1 pseudogene is annotated in these 244 nt (G+C 61.9%); it reads left to right on the top strand.

What is annotated here, in order from left to right:
• Window positions 1–244: pseudogene (locus tag ACQG3P_RS21945) on the top strand (hypothetical protein); the annotation flags it as partial.

Genomic DNA, 244 nt, shown 5'->3' with positions numbered 1-244 from the left:
GTCCGGAGCTGTCGGTGCTGCTGTCGTACTCCAAGCTGGTGGCGTTCCAGCAGCTGCTGGAATCGTACATCCCGGAAGACCCGTACCTGTCCAAGGAACTGCTGCGTTACTTCCCGACGCCGCTGCAGAAGAAGTAGGCCGATGCGATGGAGCGTCACCGCCTGAAGCGCGAGATCATCGCCACGGCCGTGACCAACCAGACCTTCAACCGCATGGGCGCCACGTTCCTGATGCGCATGCTGGA

This window comes from Stenotrophomonas sp. SrG (assembly GCF_050031795.1).
Taxonomy (GTDB): domain Bacteria; phylum Pseudomonadota; class Gammaproteobacteria; order Xanthomonadales; family Xanthomonadaceae; genus Stenotrophomonas; species Stenotrophomonas rhizophila_A.
Note: the sequence above shows the minus strand (reverse complement) of the source record. Positions and strands in the feature narration are given on the sequence as shown.